Origin of the sequence: Halobacillus yeomjeoni (assembly GCF_020171525.1) — a bacterium.
GTDB lineage: Bacteria > Bacillota > Bacilli > Bacillales > Halobacillaceae > Halobacillus > Halobacillus yeomjeoni.
The window spans coordinates 328,185-342,017 of sequence record NZ_JAIVAI010000001.1; the positions used below are offsets into that span (position 1 = coordinate 328,185).

General features: G+C 40.3%; 15 protein-coding genes. 12 read left to right on the forward strand and 3 right to left on the reverse strand.

The genetic code is table 11. The annotated features are described in order from the left end of the window. Positions 1 to 17 precede the first annotated feature (17 nt). Both pstB and phoU read left to right on the forward strand, forming a co-directional pair. A complete protein-coding gene (gene pstB / locus LCL89_RS01650) occupies positions 18 to 857 on the forward strand; it encodes a phosphate ABC transporter ATP-binding protein PstB (RefSeq protein WP_318245593.1) in 840 nt (279 codons plus the stop codon). A 31-nt stretch (positions 858 to 888) separates the two neighbouring features. Beyond that, positions 889 to 1,548 (forward strand): phosphate signaling complex protein PhoU, encoded by a 660-nt coding sequence (gene phoU, locus LCL89_RS01655; RefSeq protein ID WP_197316465.1) that lies wholly within the window; start codon positions 889 to 891, stop codon positions 1,546 to 1,548. Between the two features lie 41 nt (positions 1,549 to 1,589). Here the strand turns inward: phoU and LCL89_RS01660 are convergent, their stop codons facing one another. Both LCL89_RS01660 and LCL89_RS01665 read right to left on the reverse strand, forming a co-directional pair. Continuing rightward, positions 1,590 to 2,087, reverse strand: a complete 498-nt coding sequence (locus LCL89_RS01660) for a hypothetical protein (protein ID WP_224807332.1) — start codon at positions 2,085 to 2,087, stop codon at positions 1,590 to 1,592. Further along, the gene (locus tag LCL89_RS01665) at positions 2,084 to 2,461 is read right to left on the reverse strand and encodes a hypothetical protein (protein WP_224807333.1); all 378 of its coding nucleotides are present in this window, start codon (positions 2,459 to 2,461) and stop codon (positions 2,084 to 2,086) included. The genes LCL89_RS01660 and LCL89_RS01665 overlap by 4 nt, the downstream gene beginning before the upstream one ends. A gap of 180 nt (positions 2,462 to 2,641) precedes the next feature. Here LCL89_RS01665 and rpmG point away from each other — a divergent pair, with 180 nt between their 5' ends. From rpmG to LCL89_RS01685, 4 genes are all read left to right on the forward strand, one after another. After that, the gene (gene rpmG / locus LCL89_RS01670) at positions 2,642 to 2,791 is read left to right on the forward strand and encodes a 50S ribosomal protein L33 (RefSeq protein ID WP_197316462.1); all 150 of its coding nucleotides are present in this window, start codon (positions 2,642 to 2,644) and stop codon (positions 2,789 to 2,791) included. 55 nt (positions 2,792 to 2,846) lie between these two features. Beyond that, complete coding sequence (locus LCL89_RS01675) at positions 2,847 to 3,407, forward strand: 5-formyltetrahydrofolate cyclo-ligase (RefSeq protein WP_224807334.1); 561 nt, start codon at positions 2,847 to 2,849, stop codon at positions 3,405 to 3,407. Positions 3,408 to 3,497: 90 nt separating this feature from the next. Beyond that, on the forward strand, positions 3,498 to 4,457 hold the full coding sequence (locus LCL89_RS01680) for an L-lactate dehydrogenase (protein ID WP_224807335.1): 960 nt from the start codon (positions 3,498 to 3,500) through the stop codon (positions 4,455 to 4,457). Positions 4,458 to 4,831: 374 nt separating this feature from the next. Continuing rightward, positions 4,832 to 6,352, forward strand: coding sequence for a rhomboid family intramembrane serine protease (locus LCL89_RS01685; RefSeq protein ID WP_224807337.1), 1,521 nt, complete (start codon positions 4,832 to 4,834; stop codon positions 6,350 to 6,352). Here LCL89_RS01685 and LCL89_RS01690 read toward each other — a convergent pair. Beyond that, positions 6,346 to 7,206: a hypothetical protein gene (locus LCL89_RS01690; protein WP_224807338.1), complete on the reverse strand. Its 861-nt coding sequence runs from the start codon at positions 7,204 to 7,206 to the stop codon at positions 6,346 to 6,348. The genes LCL89_RS01685 and LCL89_RS01690 overlap by 7 nt on opposite strands. Positions 7,207 to 7,367: 161 nt before the next feature. Here LCL89_RS01690 and LCL89_RS01695 point away from each other — a divergent pair, with 161 nt between their 5' ends. The 6 genes from LCL89_RS01695 to LCL89_RS01720 all read left to right on the forward strand — a co-directional run bounded on the left by LCL89_RS01695 (position 7,368) and on the right by LCL89_RS01720 (position 13,829). Then, positions 7,368 to 8,822 carry a spore germination protein gene (locus LCL89_RS01695; protein ID WP_224807339.1) on the forward strand — a complete coding sequence of 485 codons (1,455 nt, stop codon included), beginning with the start codon at positions 7,368 to 7,370 and terminating at the stop codon, positions 8,820 to 8,822. Positions 8,823 to 8,886: 64 nt separating this feature from the next. After that, complete coding sequence (locus LCL89_RS01700; protein ID WP_224807340.1) at positions 8,887 to 9,102, forward strand: YqgQ family protein; 216 nt, start codon at positions 8,887 to 8,889, stop codon at positions 9,100 to 9,102. Further along, entirely contained in the window at positions 9,103 to 10,062 is a 960-nt protein-coding gene (locus LCL89_RS01705; protein WP_197316455.1) for an ROK family glucokinase, read from the forward strand. 295 nt (positions 10,063 to 10,357) lie between these two features. Further along, on the forward strand, positions 10,358 to 12,229 hold the full coding sequence (locus tag LCL89_RS01710; RefSeq protein WP_224807341.1) for an LTA synthase family protein: 1,872 nt from the start codon (positions 10,358 to 10,360) through the stop codon (positions 12,227 to 12,229). 115 nt (positions 12,230 to 12,344) lie between these two features. Then, a complete protein-coding gene (locus tag LCL89_RS01715) occupies positions 12,345 to 13,031 on the forward strand; it encodes an ABC transporter ATP-binding protein (protein ID WP_224807342.1) in 687 nt (228 codons plus the stop codon). Between the two features lie 12 nt (positions 13,032 to 13,043). Beyond that, on the forward strand, positions 13,044 to 13,829 hold the full coding sequence (locus LCL89_RS01720) for an ABC transporter permease (protein WP_224807343.1): 786 nt from the start codon (positions 13,044 to 13,046) through the stop codon (positions 13,827 to 13,829). Positions 13,830 to 13,833: the final 4 nt, after the last annotated feature.

The window sequence follows — 13,833 nt, forward strand, 5'->3', positions numbered from 1 at the left end:
ATGAGGAGGGTTTCGTAATGAGTAACGTTACGAAAGTACAAAAAGAGAAGAATGAAGGTACAGCAGTGCCTAAGGTAAATAAAAAAGAGACAAAGAAAGCAGAAAACAGTGTAATCAATGTCAATGATTTGAATCTATGGTATGGTTCAAACCAGGCGCTTTATGAAATCAGTATGGATATCCCGGAAGAACGTGTAACTGCGATTATCGGACCATCCGGGTGCGGTAAGTCAACATTCCTGAAAACGTTGAATCGTATGGTGGAAATGGTTCCAATCGTTAAAACATCTGGTTCCATCAATTACCGTGGAAATGATATCTTCAGCAATAAATATAAGAAAGAATATTTAAGAACGAAGGTAGGAATGGTTTTCCAAAAGCCTAACCCATTCCCTAAATCTGTGTATGACAACGTAGCTTATGGTCCACGTGTACACGGGATCAAAAAGAAAGAAGTTCTGGATCAAATCGTAGAGAAATCTTTAAAAGATGCTGCGATTTGGGATGAGGTAAAAGATCGTCTCCATGAGAATGCTTACGGTCTGTCAGGCGGGCAGCAACAGCGTGTGTGTATCGCTCGTGCCCTTGCCGTTGAACCGGATGTCATCCTAATGGACGAACCTACTTCAGCTCTTGACCCGATTTCTACAGCTAAAGTGGAAGAGCTTGTCCAAGAGCTTAAAGAAAAGTATAGTATTGTTATAGTTACTCACAACATGCAGCAAGCAGCTCGTATCTCTGATAAGACGGCTTTCTTCCTAAGTGGAGAGCTGATCGAATTCGCTGAAACAGATGACTTATTCCAAAACCCTCAAGACAAGCGAACAGAGGATTATATTACAGGGCGCTTCGGTTAAAAGTCTTTTTATTTAAATAGGGGGTAAAAGAATGTCGATTCGTGCACATTTTGAAAGTGAATTGAAAGATCTGAAACAGCAAATCAAGGATTTGGCGATTGAAACTAAAGAATCGTTGGATACAGCCATTCATGTCCTTTATCAGGGCGATGTTGAAAAAGCTCGTGAGGTCATGGCGAATGACCAATCCATCGATGATAAAGAAGAGAAAATCAACGAGGACGCTATTCTGATGCTTGCTAAACAGCAGCCGGTGGCTAGAGACTTGCGTCGTATTATTACTGCGTTGAAGATTTCTTCTGACTTGGAGCGTATGGCCGATCACTCAACGAACATTGCTAAGGCGACTCTTCACTTGGGAGAGAACCATGGCATTGAAATCGATCCGGATTTACGTGAAATGGCTGTTCGCGCAATGGATATGGTTGACCTTGCAGTAATGGCATTCGAGAATGAAGATATCGCTCTTGCTGATAAACTTTCTCAGATGGATGACGAAGTCGATGAAAAATGTGGCAACGTCGTGAAGAGAATGCTTGAACGTACAGCAAACAACCCTGAACAGATCCAACACATCATGCAGATGGCATATGTAGCTCGTTATATTGAGCGTTATGCTGATCACATCACAAACATCGGTGAAAATATCTTCTATCTTGTCAAAGGGAAGTCTTATGACTTGAATTCCTGATAGGATACAGAAAAGAGGATGCCTCAACTAGAGGCATCCTCTTATTTTGTGCTGATTGCTTCTGCTAACTCTTTTTGTGTCATGTCAGAACTGACTTTTACACTTCCGACTAAAATATGCTGTCCGTATTTATTCTCTTTCAAGTATTTAATAAACTTATCAGCATCGGGGATAATCCCTTCTTTTTCCAGCGCTCTGCTGACTTGAACGGCATTTGTGCCATAGGCGATATCAATTGTGTATGCTTTTGTTTCAAGTTGGTCATTTTCTTCTCTTTCCTTCTGATCACTTTTTTCATCGGTGGCAGATGGGGTTGTTTTTGCGCTTTCTTGCTGCAATTCGGAAAAAGCTTCTTCATCCAAGACATGATACCCCTCTTTTTTCAATGTCTCTTTCATATCAGAAATGCTTAGTTCCTCTTTCGAAGGTTCGGCTTCCGTCTGGATGATGTGTGGTTCTTCAAAATAGTAATAAGTGAAGCCGATCAGTAAAGTAGCTGTAAGAATTCCTAAAGAGAAAGCTCGAATCCAATGTCTCACCGGATTCCACCTTCTTTATTCCATTGTCTCACAATGGATTGAATATCATGTTCGCTTAAATCGGTCTGTTTGGCTATGTAATGAGGGGTATATCCTTTTTCATACATGTTTTGAATTGTATGGACTAAATTGGGCTTCCTTACAGGTTGATCAGGCTTATAAGGTTGTTTCAATATTTCTTCAGTGAGATCTTCGGCAAGCAGTTCTTCTTCAAGGACTTTCATTTTTTGTTTGATTTGATAGTTGTTTTGCATCATAGTCATCGTAAGCTGCTCCAGTTGTTCTTCCAATGCTTTAAACCGGTTGCTGACAAAGAACGATAAGATGAATAATAATATACTTACAGAAGCGAGCGTAGATAATACATAGAACATTCCAATCACTCCTTACAACATCCTTACTCATTTATATCATACAATGCTGCCAATGACTATGTACTTTTCAGCATAGAGTGGAAACTTGGACTTGAAAGAGAGGGTTTCTTTTGTTATTATTGTTAAGTCTGATAATGTAAATAAGACAGTGAAAAGATTGATGATTTGGAGGGATTACTCATGCGTGTAAACATTACACTTGCTTGCACCGAAACAGGTGACCGCAATTATATTACTACAAAGAATAAGCGTACAAACCCTGAGCGTCTTGAGCTTATGAAATACAGCCCACGCGTAGGGAAGCACACGCTTCATCGTGAAACGAAGTAAAACAGTAGGTTCTTTCCTACTGTTTTTTTTATACCATTTTATAGGTGGTGGGTTTATGACTAAGAAGAAATTACGTATGCAAGCAAAAGATCGACTGAATAAACTGACAGAAGTTGAAAAAGTACAACTAGAAGAAAGCATATATACTCATTTATTCAACAGTACATTGTGGAAAGAGGCAGAAACAGTCGGAGTAACGGTTTCTCAAGACCACGAATGGTCTACATATCCAATCATTGAAAGAGGCTGGAATGAGCAGAAGAACGTCGCTGTACCCAAGTGTGATCCTTCCTCAAAACAAATGGTATTTTATCAGCTGAATGATTATGAACAGTTGGAAACCGTCTATTTCGGGCTTAAAGAACCTAAGCCTCAAGCTACGCATCCTGTACATAAAAAACAAGTCGATTTACTCCTCGTACCAGGACTCATGTTTGATAAAAATGGATATAGAATCGGCTATGGCGGGGGTTTTTATGATCGGTATATCAATGGTTTTGATGGGGTTACTGTCATGATCGCAGGGGAGCTGCAAAAAATAGATGCTGTCCCTATTGATCAATATGATAAAAAGGTGGATTATATTTTGACTGAAAAGGGTTTTCATAAGACATGAGTCATTCTTGCACATCGAAAAGAACTACTCCATGAAAGTTTGGACAGGGTTATATACAATGAACATGACTACTGAAATAGGGGTGGAGTAATGGAGCATGTCAATCGTGTTGCTTTAATTGGAACCGGAGCTGTGGGTTCCAGCTATGCTTTCGCGCTATTAAACCAAGGGGTAGCGGATGAGCTTGTGATGATAGACCTTAATAAAGAAAAGTCTGAAGGCGATGTCATGGATCTTAACCATGGTTTGGCGTTTGCTCCTTCCAATAAAAAAATCTGGTTTGGAGATTATTCAGACTGTAAACAGGCTGACATCGTCGTCATTACTGCTGGGGCGAACCAAAAGCCTGGTGAAACACGGATTGATTTGCTGGAGAAAAATACGGACATTTTCAAATCCATAGTAGGGTCTGTGATGAAGAGTGGTTTTGATGGTATCTTCATCGTTGCCACGAACCCGGTAGATTTATTGACATATATGACCTGGAAATTTTCCGGGCTGCCTGTACATCGAGTCATCGGCTCAGGGACCATACTGGACACAGCTCGACTAAAGTATATGCTTAGTGAGTATTTTTCCATTGATTCGAAAAATGTCCATGCGTATATTGTTGGAGAACATGGAGATTCCGAACTTCCTGTATGGAGTCACGCGACCGTAGCAGGCAAATCCATATATGAAAGGATGGAAGATCATTCTGACAGGTATAATGAAGGGGACTTGGAAGACATCTTTCAGCAGGTACGTGATGCAGCGTATGCCATCATTGATAGAAAAGGGGCGACCCACTACGGTATTGCAATGGGACTTGTCCGTTTGACGAAAGCTATCCTTCACAATGAAAATTCTGTTTTGACGGTATCAAGTTACGTTGATGGATATTATGATGTCGAGGATTTGTATATTGGTGTACCTGCTATTGTAAATCGTAAGGGGATTGCTGAGGTCATTGAGTTGAACTTGGATAGGAAAGAGAAAAAGCAGTTTCATGAATCAGCGGATGTACTGAAACGTTCGCTGGCAGCTATTCAGCCCAAGCTTTCTGAATAAGATGGAAGGTTCACGTAAAAAATACAGCCTACAATAGATTGAAACGAGGTGGGCTGAGTGCGTAGGATTTTCCAATGGTTTCTTATTATTCTCTCGTTGATTTCCGGTTTATACAAGTATCGGTACAGAGTTCTTGATATCATAACTAAAATACCGGTCTTGCGTAAGTACTTTGTAAGAATTTCAATGAATATACCCTGGGTTCGTAACCGAATGATGTCAAAGTTGTTCAGAAGCCCGTGACATTTGGAGCTGCCAAATCTTTGGCAGCTTTTTCATCGCTTCACGAATTTGTTATGTTGATTGTTACAATACAACATAATAGGTGCCGTGTATCACGCGTGATAAAATGATGGGAAGAGGGAGGTGGGGATATGTTTATCAATCAAGAATATTTCTTTTGGAAACTGACCCATGACTTAATTGTAAATCAAAAATTTCATATACTATATAGTCATATGGAAGAAAGAGAAGTATGGCTTGAAAAAGATTTTAAAGGTACTACGCATGTTGTAAGGTTAAAGCATAAAGAAATGAACTGGCGCAATGAATTGAAGCGTGACCTTGAATTGGTTGATCATCAGCTGAAACAAAATAGAAAACTGTTCCGTGGAGGAAAAGTACAGACTCATGCTCTTTATATATCAGAGTATCCACCAGTAGATGAATGGGAGGATCTCTTGGGTTCTCGTACGGATGGAATGAAGGTCTACTTCATGCATGATGAAAATAAAGATTCTGAACGTAGTCGTTTTTATAAAAAATTCAACATAGAAGATCCTATTGTAGATCAGGACATTGCTGAAAATGAAATGGAAGCGATCATCCCCTATTTGAAACAGCAAATTGTAACCATGCATCAAAAAAGGAAGAAGGAAGCCGAATCGTTATTCCGATTCGGAAAGCCTTTCATGACTATCTTTCTTCTGATCGTAAATATTTTGTTCTTTTTATACGTGGAATGGCAGGGGGATACGACTTCGGTTGAAACGTTAATTGAATACGGGGCAAAATATAACCCTGAAATCCTTTCCGGGGAATGGTGGAGAATCGTTACATCTATGTTTCTGCATATCGGAGTTGTCCACTTACTGATGAACATGCTTGCTTTATTCTATCTTGGTATGGCAGTTGAGAAGATCTATGGAACATTACGATTTACAGTGATTTACTTTATGGCAGGTGTGTTTGGCGGGGTAGCCAGTTTCATGCTTAACCCTCAAATCGCTGCTGGCGCTTCAGGCGCAATCTTCGGGTTGTTCGGTGCCTTGTTGTTTTTTGGTATTCAACACAAACGTTTATTTTTTAGAACAATGGGCTGGAATTTGATCATCGTTATCGGTATAAACATCGCCTTTGGTATCGTCGTCCCCCAGGTCGACAACGGTGCTCACTTAGGAGGCTTGTTAGGAGGATTTATCGCAACCTCCATTACACATCTTCCAAAGAGGAAGAACGTCAAACTTCAGGCATTAGCGACTGTATCTTATGTGCTTTTGATTTCTTTGATGGTATTTTTCGGCGTACAGAATATCTTCAATGGTGGGAATTTTACTAAAGTACAACAAACACAGGAGCTTAACAAGCAAGGAGAATATGATAAAGTCATTCAGATTACCACTGAAGCGTTGGAAGATCCAGGCCGTTTCGAAGCAGAATTGCTGTTTAACCGTTCTTTCGCTTATATAAGAGAAGGGGATGAAGAGGAAGCTCTGAAAGACTTGGAAAAAGTTACTGAAATTTCTCCTGATTTAGCGGAAGCGCATTACAACTTAGCCATTCTGTATCAAAAAAAAGGAAATACAAAAAAAGCAGCTGCTCATGCAAATACAGCTGCCGATTTAAAACCGGATAATGAAGATTTCCAGAGGCTGAAGGACGAACTGGGTCAGTAATATTGTATCAACTGATGTTTCTTTCCGGTATCATCTTCAAACAAAACCATTAGATGTGTTCCTTTTTTATCGAATAGGATTAGAGGGATATAACTTTGTATGGGGTGAGAGGATTCTTTATCGGATATACCTAAAATGTAATTGCGGTATAATCCTTCCCATAACTGCCCTTTAATCCGTTGAAAGTTCCTTGTTGTGGTGCCTGGAAAAGGTCTGCTTTCATATTCGGACAAATCTGTTAAAGGGATTGGAATATACTGGTCCGTAGGTATTTGGTAATAATTGAGCAATTCATCCCATTGGGCCTGAATTTGCTGATCTATGCTGTGATTCAATCTCTTTTTCCACTCCTTTTCTTCAGGAGTGGATGGTTCTTTGAAAGCTGTACGGTCACTAAGTGGAGAATCAATGACATATAATGTGTCTCTGGAAGTAGCTTGTATACTTTTGATCGATTCGTCTTTTTCATGGATTTCCCCATGATGGAAGCTTATCGCTTCATATTTTTTACTATCCTCGCCGTGAATGATTGTCTCTTTTTTAATAATAGAAGCATTCTGTTCCCATTTGCTCATGATCCCCTTTAATCGGCCATTAACATAAAGCAGTGAAACATCTTGTCTTAAATACATAGGCTCATCAGTTTCAGAAAACATTCCCCATTCTACTTCATACTCATCATCGTCTTTGGGTAGAGCCAGCTTTAAGGACGTTTCATAAGTTTTAAACCCTCTTTTGTCATCTAAAGGAAAGTACTTGATCACAGCTTCTTCATTCGTATAATTTGTAATGATGGAAATGAAAACAGCTATAACTAATGGGCCTAACACCCAATATAACCAGACTTTTTTCAACGAAACACCTCCCTGCCCATCATTCGCTAACTCGTGATTATATAAAAATAATATGTACAACCTTGATCGGACATGCCTAAAAATATCAGCTCAGACCACCATGCATGTTTTTATTGAATTGGCAGAAACTAACCTCCAAGAAGCAAAGAGGAGGACCCCGGATGCAGGAGAAGCAACCTCTCTTTCAAGAGTACGAGAAAAATGTAGATTATATGTGTAAGCGGCTGGGTGTAGACGAAAGCTTTGATATGGTGCATTTAGATCTTGTTTATGCGGGCAGAGGAATGTCTTTGTTCTTGGTCGACGGTTTTGTAAAAGATGATATCCTCCATTATTTAATGAAGCTTTTATCTAATCTTCACCCGGATGAACTGGATCCTGACCCATTAATGAAATTGTTAAAAACCCACATCCCATATGTTGAGTTGGATCAAGAGAAAGACTTGAACAAGGCGGCCGATACGGTTTTAGCAGGCCCGACAGCTTTGATTGTGGAAGGTGTCCAGGAAGTCATCCTTATCGATGCCAGAACCTATCCAGTACGAGGACCTCAAGAACCTGATTTAGAAAGAGTCGTCAGAGGTTCAAGAGACGGTTTTGTAGAAACCATTATTTTCAATACTGCGCTTACTAGAAGAAGAGTGCGGGATCGGTCTTTAAGGATGGAATACCTGCAGATCGGAAGAAGGTCTCAAACGGATGTGTGTATTTGTTACTTAAAAGATATTGCAGATCCTGATCGTATTGAGCATCTTCAAAGGGTGTTGTCAGAAATTGACACTGACGCTTTACCTATGGCAGAAAAAACGATTGAAGAATTCATTAGTGGTCAGCATTGGAACCCTTATCCTGTTATCCGCTATACAGAGCGACCGGATACAGCTGCGGCTCATTTGTACGAGGGCCATATTTTATTGATTATCGATGGTTCGCCAAGTGTTATGATCACACCTGCAACCTTCTGGCATCATTTGCAGCATGCAGAGGAATATCGTCAAAAACCTTTAGTCGGCGCTTACTTAAGAGGAGTAAGATTTTTTGCTTTTTTTGCCTCCATATTCATTCTTCCTTTTTATTTCTTAATGTCGATGAAACCAGAATTGTTGCCCGAATCTCTGGCATTTTTAGGACCGGAGGAATCCGGAGTTCTCCCCCTTCTCGTCCAATTTCTCATTGCTGAGATAGGTATTGATATGCTCCGTATGGCAGCTATTCATACCCCTTCATCGCTTGGTACAGCTTTAGGGTTGGTCGCCGCCATTTTGATTGGTCAGGTTGCAGTTGATGTAGGGCTCTTTTCAAGTGAAGTAGTCTTGTATCTGGCACTTGCAGCCATCGGTACTTTTGCAACTCCAAGCTATGAATTGGGGTTGGCAGACCGGATTTCAAGAATAGTACTATTACTTTTAACAGGCATTTTCGGCGTAAAGGGATATGTAATTGGAACAACCTTCTGGCTCCTTTATCTCTCCAGGATGCAGACATTCAAAACTGCTTATATGTGGCCGTTCATGCCTTTCTCATGGAAACCGTTCCGGGATGTGCTGATTCGATCGCCCATCCCTTTAAAAAATCGCAGGCCTGCTTTTTTGCATCCTAAAGACCCTGATCGGTGATTGATCAGGGTTTTGTCGTTTTCATTCCTTTTACCTATTGATATAATAGGAGCGGTGATGAAAAATGAAAACAATTTATGATGTCCAGCAATTGCTGAAAAAATTCGGAACCTTCATTTATATAGGCGACCGTTTGGCAGACTTGGAAATGATGGAAGATGAGATCAGAGAATTACATAGATCTCAATGCGTAACCAACGAAGAATTTCAAATGGCGATTTTATTACTTAGGAGCGAAATCGCTAAACTTAGAGACAAAGAAAAAGGGGAGGAACTCTAAATGAAAGAAACATACTATTTAGGTGCGGATATTGGTGGCACGACAGTGAAGCTGGCGGTCATCAGTGATAATGGGGAAATAAACAAGAAGTGGGAAATTCCTACCAATATTGAAAACAGTGGAGAGTCCATCCCTTCTGACATTCATCAGGCTTTTGAAAAAGCACTGGATGAATTACATATAGAAAAAGAACAAATTGCAGGCATCGGAGCTGGTGCGCCGGGCTTCGTAGATACAGAAACAGGATATATTTTTGAAGCTGTGAACATTGGATGGAAAGACTTCGATTTCGGGAAGAAGCTTAGTGACATGGCCGGGCTTCCCGTGTGGGTCGATAATGATGCGAACTTAGCTGCATTAGGAGAAAATTGGCTGGGAGCAGGTAAGGGCTCACAAAACTTGATCGCTATTACTCTTGGTACAGGAGTAGGCGGCGGAATAATTGCCAACGGCGGAATACTGAACGGAGCGAATGGAACAGCCGCTGAAATCGGTCATATGACGGTCATTCCGGAAGGTGGAGCTCCTTGCAACTGTGGTAAGACAGGATGCTTAGAAACAGAAACTTCTGCTACAGGAATTGTGCGAAAAGCGTCTAACATGCTGAAAAAGTATCCAGATACGTCTATGAGCAGCTTAATCGAAGCTGGTAATCTGACCGCGAAAGACGTCTTCCGGGCTGCATCTGAAGATGACCAAGCAGCAAAAGAGGTTTTAGAGGATGTCTTTGAAGTATTAGGACGTGCGATTGCTAATCTTGCAATTGCCATAAATCCTGAAAAAATTGTAATCGGTGGTGGTGTTTCGCAGGCTGGTGATCAATTATTGAAGCCGTTGGAAGCCGTATATAGAAAATATGCACTTAGAAGAACAGAAGAAGCGACGAGCTTTGGCATTGCAGAACTCGGGAATGATGCAGGCGTCATAGGCGGGGCATTTTTAGTTAAAAAAAACCAATAATGGAAAGCGGAGCCTTTAAGGCTCCGCTTCTTTTACGCTAGTTTTACGGTTGTTTTACGCTTGGATGTATAGTCTTTATTTTCTGGGTTTTTTTTATTATGATATAAAAGGCTGTTTTATTTTTTACAATTACTGTATTTTATATATTTCTAGAAACTTTTGTGGTAAAATTTTCGTCATATATAAAGAGATGGTTTAATATTCATTTTAAGTGGAATTTGTAAAAGGGGATACTTGATCTAATTAATTTTATGTAAAAGTTAGGTCTAGTACGAGCATTAGAGGAGGAACGATTATGCAAATCAGTAAGCTACGTATGCCGCTATTCATACTTGCAACCTTACTGTTTGGTATAAAGACTTATTTTGTATACAGATTCATGTTTGATCTATCGATTGAAAACGCCATGCAAGAATTCATTCTCTTTGTGAACCCTATTGCTAGTGCTTATCTCATTTTTGCCATTAGCGTTTGGTTGAAGCCGAAGAAACAAATGAAATACCTGCGGTGGACTTCCTTAATCGGCTCATTAATCCTATTCTTGAACTTGATTTTTTACCGTAATTTCACAGATTTCATCACGATTCCTGTGCTATTCCAAGGTAACAATGCAGCCGATTTGACTGGAAGCTTCTTGACGTTATTACATTTGGAAGATGTATTGATCTTCATAGATGTCGCACTGATTTGGTATTTGAGTAAACAAAAGTTCAATTTGGATGTTTCATTACCGAAACGAGGGAAAATCGCAGCTACTGCGGTTACTTTCCTGTTACTGGCAGGGAATGTAGTTTTAGCTGAAATGGAACGCCCTATGTTATTTGTAAGAGCATTCGACAGGGAGTACTTGGTCAAGAACATCGGAATTTATAATTATCATATTTATGACGCAACGATGCAGACGAAAACCAAAGCCCAGCGAGTGTTGGCGGATGGCAGTGAAATTAGTGAAATTGAATCATACTTGAAGGAACATTCTCCTGATGGACAACAGAAGTCCTCTGATTTATATGGGGTAGCAGAAGACAAAAATGTGATTTTCGTAAGTGTAGAATCGTTTCAGAACTTCTTGTTTGATGCAGAAATCAATGGTACGGAAGCTACGCCATTCTTAAATGATTTAAAGGAAAGAAAAGATACCATTTGGTTCAAAAACTTCTATCATCAAACAGCTCAGGGCAAAACATCAGACTCTGAGTTTATTGTAGAGAATTCCTTGTACCCTCTGGGGAGAGGCTCTGTGTATTTTACACACGCACAGAATGAATACAATTCATTGCCAGAGGTGTTAAATGAAGATGGATACGAAACGTCCGTATTCCATGCCAATAATAAAAGCTTCTGGAACCGTGATGTCATGTACGACAATATAGGCTATGACCAGTTCTATGATGAGCAGTCGTATCAGGTAACCCCGGAAAATTCCTTCGGGTGGGGACTGGAAGATAAAGCGTTCTTTGAACAATCAATTAAATATTTACAATCACAAAAACAGCCGTTTTATAGTAAATTCATTACTCTGACTCACCATTTCCCATTTGAAATGCCGCAGGATAAAGCGAATATCGATCAATACGATTCAGGGTCCAAAACGCTGAATCACTATTTCCAGACAGCACGATACACGGATGAATCTCTGGAACAATTCTTCCAGCAACTGAAAGATGCTGGTCTTTACGAAGACTCTATTATCGTTTTAATGGGAGACCACTATGGAATCAGCGAATTCCACAATAAAGCGATGAGCCAATTCTTAGGTAAAGAGGTCGATGGTTACGAACATGTTCAGCTTCAACGCGTACCGTTCATGGTCCATATACCTGGCTATGAAAATGGGGAGATTCGTGAAGAAGTCGTTGGCCAAATTGATGTGAAACCTACCTTGTTACACTTGCTTGGCATTGATAATAAAAACGATCTGACTTTTGGCGACAATATGTTTGATGAGAATCGGAGAGATTTCATTGCTATGAGGGATGGAAGTTTTGTGAGCGAAGATTATGTGTTCACAAATGGTACATGTTATGATCGTGAGTCAGGTGAACAAAGAGTGGAAGAAAAAGCGGAAGCATGTCAGCCAATTAAGGAACGAGTCGATCAAGAACTTAATTATTCAGACAACATCATTTACGGAGACTTATTCAGGTTTTACAACTTCAAACAATAAAAGAAGCCGTCAGGACAGCGCATTGTCTTGACGGCTTTTTGTATTCTACACATAAATTTCCTCGGGTGAGGGTAATGATATCTACATACATAAGAAAAAGAAATGAGGTATGTCTATGTTCCGTTTTGAAAATGTCAGTCAAGAACCTTTGAAAGATCTTACTTTTACAATCGAAAAAAATGAAAAGGTTATCCTATTCGGACCATCTGGAGCGGGAAAGAGTACACTGCTGTATTTATTTAATCGGTTACATGACCCTGAAACAGGACGAATTGAGTATAAGGGGAAATCGATTCGCGAACATTCAGTTACTAATTTAAGAAAGAATGTAGGTCTTGTCTTACAGGCTCCGAACTTATTTCCTGGTACAGTTCTGGATAATCTAAAGTATGGCCCATCTTTGTTTGATGAGTGGGACGAGTCGCAGGCAAAAACTCTGCTGGAATATGTGCAGCTGCCAACCTCATACTTGGATAGAGATGTCAATCAGCTCTCAGGAGGAGAGAAACAAAGGGTATCCTTAGCCAGGACTCTGGCCAACTCCCCGGAAGTCCTTTTGCTCGATGAACCTACGAGCGCATTGGATTATCGAACTGCTGAAGAGATTGAAGAAGTGTTAGAACAGCTGATTGATGAACAGCAGTTGACGATGGTTATGGTCACCCATGATATGAACCAGGCAAAGAGGCTTGGAGACAGAGGGTTATTTATAATGGATGGGAATTTACAGGAGGACGGTCGAATTCCCGAAATGCTCGAAAATCCAAAAACAAAATTACTGGCAGACTTTTTACATGATTAAGGATGTGATCTTATGACACCTGAAATATCAAATCAATCGCTGGCCTTTCTGGTCATATTCGTTATCGTTCCATTGACACTTTCCTACTATTATCAACTCGGCTTAAGTAAAAGTGTCATATGGTCTACCATTAGAGGTACATTGCAATTATTTGCCATCGGTTATCTTCTTACTTATTTATTCGACCTTCCTGCTTTGATCGGTATCCCGATTATGGTGAGTATCATGATCATCGTCGCTACATTTCATGCAAGGCAGAAAGGGAAAGAACTTCCATATGCCTGGCCTATCATTTTTGTGGGGCTCATCGCTGTGGAAATCAGTGTTCTCAGCTTGTGGTTGATTACTGATATGGTCCAGTTCAGACCATCAGAAGTCATCCCTATGAGTGGAATGATCATCGGTAATAGTATGGTGGCAATGGGACTGGCTCTTGAGAGGATGAAGAGCGAGTTCAAAGAAAATAACGGGCGCCTTCTGGCTGCCCTTTCTTTAGGGGCCGAACCTAAACAAGCCTCTCACCTTATTGTCCAACGAACGCTGAATGCAGCTCTCATCCCTAATATCGACCAGTTGAAAACCATAGGTCTCGTTAAGCTCCCAGGAATGATGACAGGTCTTATATTAGGCGGTGTGGAACCGGTTATGGCTATCAAATACCAGCTTGTCATCTCTCTGAGTATTTTTTCTTCCGTATCCTTGAGTGCCATGTTTGTGACATTGGCGATGTACCGATTCTTTTTCAATAAAAACAAACAATTGTTGGAAACCGAAGAAGAAATCCGCAGCCGCTCTTAATATT

Bases quoted from the DNA above. Each gene is read 5' to 3' on its own strand.
- pstB (WP_318245593.1), top strand. From the start codon at position 18: ATGAGTAACGTTACGAAAGTACAAAAAGAGAAGAATGAAGGTACAGCA.
- phoU (WP_197316465.1), top strand. From the start codon at position 889: ATGTCGATTCGTGCACATTTTGAAAGTGAATTGAAAGATCTGAAACAG.
- LCL89_RS01665 (WP_224807333.1), bottom strand. From the start codon at position 2,461: ATGTTCTATGTATTATCTACGCTCGCTTCTGTAAGTATATTATTATTC.
- rpmG (WP_197316462.1), top strand. From the start codon at position 2,642: ATGCGTGTAAACATTACACTTGCTTGCACCGAAACAGGTGACCGCAAT.
- LCL89_RS01675 (WP_224807334.1), top strand. From the start codon at position 2,847: ATGACTAAGAAGAAATTACGTATGCAAGCAAAAGATCGACTGAATAAA.
- LCL89_RS01680 (WP_224807335.1), top strand. From the start codon at position 3,498: ATGGAGCATGTCAATCGTGTTGCTTTAATTGGAACCGGAGCTGTGGGT.
- LCL89_RS01685 (WP_224807337.1), top strand. From the start codon at position 4,832: ATGTTTATCAATCAAGAATATTTCTTTTGGAAACTGACCCATGACTTA.
- LCL89_RS01695 (WP_224807339.1), top strand. From the start codon at position 7,368: ATGCAGGAGAAGCAACCTCTCTTTCAAGAGTACGAGAAAAATGTAGAT.
- LCL89_RS01700 (WP_224807340.1), top strand. From the start codon at position 8,887: ATGAAAACAATTTATGATGTCCAGCAATTGCTGAAAAAATTCGGAACC.
- LCL89_RS01705 (WP_197316455.1), top strand. From the start codon at position 9,103: ATGAAAGAAACATACTATTTAGGTGCGGATATTGGTGGCACGACAGTG.
- LCL89_RS01710 (WP_224807341.1), top strand. From the start codon at position 10,358: ATGCAAATCAGTAAGCTACGTATGCCGCTATTCATACTTGCAACCTTA.
- LCL89_RS01715 (WP_224807342.1), top strand. From the start codon at position 12,345: ATGTTCCGTTTTGAAAATGTCAGTCAAGAACCTTTGAAAGATCTTACT.
- LCL89_RS01720 (WP_224807343.1), top strand. From the start codon at position 13,044: ATGACACCTGAAATATCAAATCAATCGCTGGCCTTTCTGGTCATATTC.